Source organism: bacterium (assembly GCA_024228115.1).
Lineage (GTDB): Bacteria > Myxococcota_A > UBA9160 > UBA9160 > UBA6930.
In genome coordinates this window covers 1-6847 of sequence record JAAETT010000328.1, presented here as the reverse complement: position 1 = coordinate 6847, position 6847 = coordinate 1, and the positions used below count along the sequence as shown (strand labels likewise).

At 64.6% G+C, this 6847-nt stretch carries 6 protein-coding genes; 2 read left to right on the top strand and 4 right to left on the bottom strand.

Going from position 1 to position 6847, the window contains the following annotated elements:
• Positions 1 to 184: 184 nt before the first annotated feature.
• Together GY937_14530 and GY937_14525 are read right to left on the bottom strand one after the other, a co-directional pair.
• Positions 185 to 967 carry a hypothetical protein gene (locus GY937_14530; GenBank protein MCP5057918.1) on the bottom strand — a complete coding sequence of 261 codons (783 nt, stop codon included), beginning with the start codon at positions 965 to 967 and terminating at the stop codon, positions 185 to 187.
• A gap of 359 nt (positions 968 to 1326) precedes the next feature.
• Positions 1327 to 2286, bottom strand: coding sequence for a class I SAM-dependent methyltransferase (locus GY937_14525; GenBank protein MCP5057917.1), 960 nt, complete (start codon positions 2284 to 2286; stop codon positions 1327 to 1329).
• A gap of 835 nt (positions 2287 to 3121) precedes the next feature.
• On the opposite strand from GY937_14525, the gene GY937_14520 reads away from it, so the two are divergent.
• Positions 3122 to 3679, top strand: a complete 558-nt coding sequence (locus tag GY937_14520) for a hypothetical protein (GenBank protein ID MCP5057916.1) — start codon at positions 3122 to 3124, stop codon at positions 3677 to 3679.
• A 119-nt stretch (positions 3680 to 3798) separates the two neighbouring features.
• The gene (locus GY937_14515; protein MCP5057915.1) at positions 3799 to 5268 is read left to right on the top strand and encodes a hypothetical protein; all 1470 of its coding nucleotides are present in this window, start codon (positions 3799 to 3801) and stop codon (positions 5266 to 5268) included.
• Here GY937_14515 and GY937_14510 read toward each other — a convergent pair.
• Together GY937_14510 and GY937_14505 are read right to left on the bottom strand one after the other, a co-directional pair.
• On the bottom strand, positions 5149 to 5586 hold the full coding sequence (locus tag GY937_14510; protein ID MCP5057914.1) for a PEP-CTERM sorting domain-containing protein: 438 nt from the start codon (positions 5584 to 5586) through the stop codon (positions 5149 to 5151). The two genes, GY937_14515 and GY937_14510, sit on opposite strands and share 120 nt — an antisense overlap.
• A gap of 566 nt (positions 5587 to 6152) precedes the next feature.
• Entirely contained in the window at positions 6153 to 6701 is a 549-nt protein-coding gene (locus tag GY937_14505) for a phaC PHA synthase (GenBank protein ID MCP5057913.1), read from the bottom strand.
• Between the last annotated feature and the right edge of the window lie 146 nt (positions 6702 to 6847).

Here is a 6847-nt window from a genome sequence, read left to right as displayed (position 1 = left end):
TCCGCCGGAATCCGGTCTTCCAGCGCTACGTAGCTGAACATCGAACCCTGCTCTCGATCGCTTCCCCGCATTCCCTCTACCCCCGCCTCTTTTCTACCATTTGAAGGAGTGAAGCACGGGGTTTTTCAGCACCCTGCTAACCGGTCGAAGAACCGCCGGAACGGCTCGAGCCCGCCGCAGCTCGTCAGGGCGTCGGCGGCGGACGGGTCCGGCCCGTCGACTTCTTGCTCTTCTTCTTGTCCTCGGCGCTCGGCTTCGACGGAACCTCGGGCTGGGGATTCAAGGCGCGGATGCTTCCTTTGGACGGCAGCTCCCGTTGCGGGTTCCGGGGCGTTATTCGGCCGGACCGGTCTGCCTGGGTCTTTGGCCCGGCCGGGGCCTTCCGGTGGGCCGAGGGAGCCGTCTTCTTCGGATTGTCCTGGCCCGCAGCCTCCGGCCAGGGCTGGCCGGTATGCACCTCGTCTTCGTAGTTGGGTAGCACCGTGACGTGGAGGCTCTTGCGGTTGTTTGCCGGGTGGGCGTCCGAGATCTGCTTCGGCTCGTTGACGATGCACTCGACCTGGCGCGGGCCCTTGCCCTGGGCCAGCCAGGTCGCCTCGACGGTGCCCTGGACCGCGATCGAGAACTCCGGCGCACCCAGGAAACCCGGGTCCCGTTTCTGGATCTTCGTCCCCATCGGCAGGGTCACCACCTCCTGGCCGATCGGCTGCCCATCGACCTCGAGGCGGACTGGGAAATGCTGCTCCGACATCGCCTGCCACAACTCGTGGCCATCGGTCAGGAAGACGTGCCAGGTGCACGCCACGCGCAGCTTCTCGCCTTCCTTGACGGTGGGCATCGGGGACGCGGCCTTCAGGTCGTGGACCCAGACGTCGAGGAAGTCCCCCGCGCGGGCAGGCGACGACGCGACCAGACCCAGGACCAGCAGCCGCAGGACGTTCCCACGGGTCGACCAACGATTCTTCACGGCGATCCTCCCTCGCTCCCTCGACCCGCCGCGGAGCGTCGGGCCCTTTGGGGGAGTGTCGGCCAGAACCGGCCGTCGGTTCAAGCGGGTTCCCGGAAGCCTGTTGGGCAGCACTTGCGTGGCAGGATAGCCAAGCTCCCGGGGAGAGTTGCCAGTCGGATCCGGCAGGGCGGAGGCCGAATCGCTGAGCTACTCGACCATCCCCTCGAAACCCCCGGTGCAATCGACAGGGGTGTCGTTTCGATGGCATTGAATCGGCCGACGCCACGATGCGGCGCCTCTCCACAGCGTCTCGAGACCAGAATGCCGAGCGAGGGCATCTACAACCGAGCCGGCACACGGCAGTGATCCGGCTCTATTCAGGCTGGCTTCGACGCCAGCACGAGGCCTCCGTAGGGCAACGCGCCCTTCGCCTCTTCGCCCAAGGGTCGGTGGTCGCGCAGGGCGAGTCCGCGCTTCTCGAGGTAGTCGCGCAGACGGTCGGTGAAATCGGGCACGACCGGGAATCCGAAGATCCAGGGCTCGCCGTAGACCGCCTGGCCCCCTCGCCGTATCCGCTTCCCGGCGGCGCTGTCCAACCACTCGCGGCTGAAGAAATCGAACGCAATGCAGCTCCCGGCCGGGAGACCCGCGACCGCGCGGAGGGTGCTGTCGATGGCGTGCTCCTCGAGGTACATCGTGACCCCTTCCCAGAGGGTGATGGTGCGCTTGTCGGGGTCGAAGCCATGGTTCTTCAGGGCATCGAGCCAGCTTTGTCGATTGAAGTCGCACGGAACGAAGACCACGCGCGAGGCGTCGAGACCCGCCTTCTCGATGGCCGCACGCTTGACGGCCTGGGTGGCCGGAGCATCGACCTCGAACAGGTCGACGTTTCGCCCCGCCAACAACCCATACGCCCGCGTGTCCCAGCCGGCACCGAGGATGACGACCTGTGTTCCATCCGCGGCCTGCGTGAGCAGCGCGTGGTCCAGGAACTCGCATCGGGCTGCGACCGCCTCGAAGAACGGCGTCGGTCGTCGAGCGGGATACTCCAACCGGGGCGGAAGGTACCCCGACAGCCGCGCTGCCCACACGAACGGCTTCATGAGCAGGACCATGACGACGCGATTCGTGGCCGGAAGACCTCGGGCGAGTGCCAGCGCTGCGGGGTCGGGACGGCTTCCAACCAAGTGATAGAAGAGGCGCTCGATGAACGGCGCGTAGGCGGTCCCCGAAACCCGGCCGCGAGAGGCCACGATCGGGACCATGTAGAAGACCAATCCCGGTAGGAGCAGCGGCGTGAACATGACCATCAGGGCTGCGTAGATCACCAGTCTCATCGCTCGTAGCTCCCGGCTCTACCCGCCGGATCGGTCGAAGAGTTCCACGGCGGCGAGTCAGCTCACCGCTGACGCGACCCTGCCTTCACCTCAGCGGAAACCGTCTGCATCCCCTCCTGCTCGTCCCTAGTGTTGCACATCGCGTCCTTCGAGCCTCCGCGGACAGTTCACCGCTGACTCACTCGATCCCAAGCCGCTTCATCTTCTTGAAGGCCGCACGCCTGCGCGAGATCGCCGACGGGGACAAGGTCGTCTCCAGCGGGATTGAGAGCATCAAGCTTCGAACCGGGTCGGGGGTTCGAAGCCTGGGGCTCACTCCCGGTCGGTGGCGGGATTGACGTCGCCAGCGACGTCAATCGGACCCGTTCCGACCCGTTTCGTGCGGTTCCGGTCCAACGCAACTCACCGAAGTCGCTGAAATCAAAGGACTTCGGTCCCGTTTTCAAGACCGCTGCCTTCAACCACTCGGCCACCTCTCCTGGCCGAAAGGTTGGCGAGTTCGGTCAGTTACCGAGGCACGATTCAGGCCCCGTGGGGTGTGACGTCGCCGTTGGCGTCGCCTACCCGGGAGGTCCACTCCAATGCCGTGGAGCGATCATGCGCCCCTCAACCTCACGGAAAGCCATCAATTCTGACCGGCGGAGTACGTGGCCAATCTGATGGAATGGGCCGCTCCGTAAGGCTGGAGTTCGTAGGGGAAGGGACCGCCGACAAGGCGGCTCCCTATTGGTGAGGGCCGTCACGCGCCTGAGAGGTGCTTTTCTCGAAACATCAATCGATGACTCCTTCCTCCAGACCAAAGCTTCGCTTCGCTTCTGCGAGTCGGGTTCTGCCCGTGGCGGCCATCGCGCTGTCAGTTGGCATCGCGGCCGGATGGTTGCTGCGCGGAGTCGACACCGGCGACCCAACAGCGGCTTCGCGCAGCGTTGCGCTTGCGACACGAGCCCCTCAGGCGGTACCTGGAACGAGGATCGACGCGCCCCGCCCGCAGTCGATCTCGGTGCATGGCACCGATCGCGACGATCACGATCCCGACACCGGACGTGACGATGGGCCGCGCCAGGAACCGCAGCACGTGCCTCACGACGCGATCGCGAACGCTTCCGCCTACGAGCCGTTCATCGAACTCGATGAAACCGATCCCTACGTCGAAGAAATCGACGCCAAGCAGCGGACCCTCAATCGCCGCGAGGACTTCCTGGCTTTTGGCGATGGTCCGGTTGCTCGCAGCCGAAGCGTCCAGGTGGCACTCAGCGCCCGCAACCCGCAGACGGAGTGCTTGCCGCTCGGTGCGGCGGGCTGTCGCCGTGACCTCGACTGCTGCGGCGCTGGCGCGTGTCGGACCCGAGCGGGACAAATCGCCGGGTTCCTGGAGTGCACCAAAGTTCGTTGATCAACCGTTCGTCGCGATTGCAGCGCGGGATTTGATTGTGTTGCGCGATCAAATGGGCGCAGGCCAATCCGAATCGGATGGGTCAATCCCTGAAGCTGATTTGCCCTGGAGGTACTGACATGAGAGGGTCGTTCGAGAGCCGGCACCGCCCGCGCCAACTTGCAACCGCATGGATCGTGGGAACTTGCGCCGCGGCCCTGGTCTGGGGTGGTGCCAGTTCGGCGACCGCCGAACCGAACCTGACCCCTCGGATCACGCAGGACGAGGTCGAGAATGGCTTGAGCCTGAGGGAGATTCGGAGCCACGGGCTGCGGGTCTTCTCCACTCCTTTCAACAAGGCCGACGGCCTCGGGGACGGTCCGATCAATCCACTCGACAAGATCAATCCCGGTGGCCGCCCCACGCTCAACGACAACGGAACCTTCCTGCGGATGAACGGCCTCGACAGCCAGACCTGTCTCGAGTGTCACAACTTCCGGAGCAATGCTGACATCCCGGCCGACTTCGCGGTGGGTGGGGTCGGTGGGGTCGGGGCGAGCGCCTTTCCGGGCGTGATCGATCCCGACATCGACGACTCCGACGACAAGGGATACGCGAGCATGCAGGGCCGAATGATCAACCCGCCATTCTCGTTTGGTTCAGGCGGGATCGAGGCGCTTGGCAAGGAAATGACGAAGGCTCTTCAGGCACTGAAGGCGAAGGCCGAGGCGAACCCGGGCGTGGAGATTCCGCTCGTCGCGAAGGGCGTGGAGTTCGGCACGATCTCGTTCGACGGAGTCGATTTCAACACCGACGGTGTCGAGGGGGTCGATACGGATCTGGTCGTTCGACCCTTCGGACGCACCGGCTGCTGCGCCACCGTGCGGGAATTCGATATCGGCGCGATGCAGTTCCATCACGGCATCCAGCCCGTCGAGGTCGTGGGTGAGGGCGTCGACGCGGATGGAGACGGAATCACCAACGAACTGCTGGAGGGTGAGCTCTCGGCCCTCCATGTCTTCCAGGCCTCTCTCGAGCGGCCGCACTCCCAGCGGCGAATGCCCAAGAATGCCAGACAAGGGCGCCGCCTATTCGACGAGATTGGCTGCACATCCTGCCACAAGCCGGTACTGCATACGGACAGCAAGTTCCTCGAGCTTGCCTTCCCCGAGGTCCCTGAAGATCCGGATGCCAACGTCTACTTCTCGATCAACCTCACGCGCCAGGCACCGGGTTTCCGGAAGAGCGGATCTGGGGTGGCGGTGCCTCTGTTTGCGGACCTCAAGCTCCATGACATGGGACCGGGCCTCGCCGAGGGCGATGGCAATACCATGTTCACGACCGCAAGGCTCTGGGGGATCGCCGACACCGCGCCGTACATGCACGACGGCCATTGCCCGACCCTCGCCGACGCGATCGAATCACACGGGGGTGAGGCCCAGGACGCATCCGACGCATTCAAAGCGCTGAGCGAAACCGAGAGGAGCCGGCTACTGGATTTCCTGGGGACACTGCGAACCCCGAGCCAGCCGAGCAAGGGGCTCGTCAAGGGCTCCGGCGTTTCCGAGAATTCGCGGTCGCACCGGCAACACCGTCGGAAGGACCGTTGACGCCCGCCACTGCGATTGCATTCGCTTGGGATACGAATCCCGAACGGTGCCCCGCGGTTGCTCTCGAAGGCAGCAACCACGGGCACTTCGCAGGGAACGCTGGCTGCTGGGACCGCCTCGGCGCGATTGCCACGCATGGGCGTTCACCCTGCGTACACGGCTGCACCGTCGCCGAACACCCAATGCAATCAAGCCCGCCATCGTGAGCAGCCCCGTTCCAGGTTCGGGAACGGGCTGCAGTTCCACACTGCCGGGCGCGGGCGTGGCGAGCACGATGAAGTCCAGCGCGTTGTCGTCCTGGTCCTGGTCGGCGAACAAGCACGCGAGGCTCGAGCCCGCGGGCACGGAGAATCGACCGAGCTGCGTGTTCGTCCCGCGCAGCGAGGAGGTTGAGACCCTGCTGCTTCGATCTGCGCAGAACGCAGTTGTCTGTCTGTTGGCAGACAGCGTCTGCGGCTATCGCCACAACTCACTGGTTCTTTGGGTCCCGGAGATGGTCGAAGAGGTAGGCGTTGCGCAGTACTTCAGTCGTCTCGGTACCTGGACCCGCCGGGAATGTAGATTCCAACTGCCTTACGCCGTGTACAAGTCCTGTTGTGCGATCTTGGGGCTCAATCGGTGCTCGCCCCGCTCGCCTCTTTGCCCACCCTTGTTCGAAGTCAGTGGCTCTCGGGTGTCCGCCATTTGACGTCGCTAGCGACGTCAAATGGCGGTCGTTCTGTGCGGTATTGCGCGGTTCCGGTCCGACGCAACTCACCGAAGTCGCTGAAATCACAGGCTCTCCGTCCCGTACTCAAGACCACTGCCTTCAACCACTCGGCCACCTCTCCGGTGCGAAAGGCTGGCAGCGGGTCGCCATTGCGGTCTCCCAGGGCGACCTCTCGTCACCTCCCCGGGAAGTTGAAGAACGGGAAGATCGGCAGGAACCCGTTATCGGCGAAGTTGAGGAAGCCGAGCTGAACGCCCTCGATTCTCGTGGTCATGTTGATGACGCCGATCTGGACCTTCGAGCGCTCGGAAAGGTTGAGCCCGCCCACGTCGACCATCGAGAAGTCGTCCACAAGGTTCAGGACGCCGACGTTGGCGCCGTTGGCCATGGTGTGGACCCGGTTGAAGAAGGCCGCGTTGAGCCCCCGGTCGCGGCCACGGTGCAGGTTGACCACACTCGCGGCGCAGCCCCGCAGATCGCCCGAGAGGTGGCCCACGCCAAGTACCCATCGCAAGCCCGTGAGATCGCCGGTCTTGCTCGAGGAGATCAGCCCCAAGTCGATGCCGCGAACGCTCCGGTTCTTTGCGGTGATCACCGCAAAGCGGACCCCGTTGACGTGGGGATCGTCTGGTGCCCGGAGGCCCGGCGCCGAGAATTGGAAGGGCGTCTCGGCGGACGCGCCCGCGGCGAGGCCAATCGCGACCCACACCAGGAACCACTTCACGGGGACCCTCCTAGTCCCTTGTATCGACCAAAGGCGGAAGTGTTGTCATGCTAAGCACTGCGTCCCCCGCAGCCAATCGGTTCTCGCCGTGTCGCGGGCCGATTCATGGGGCCCGTATGTCGAAGAAGCGGTATCGGATTGACTTG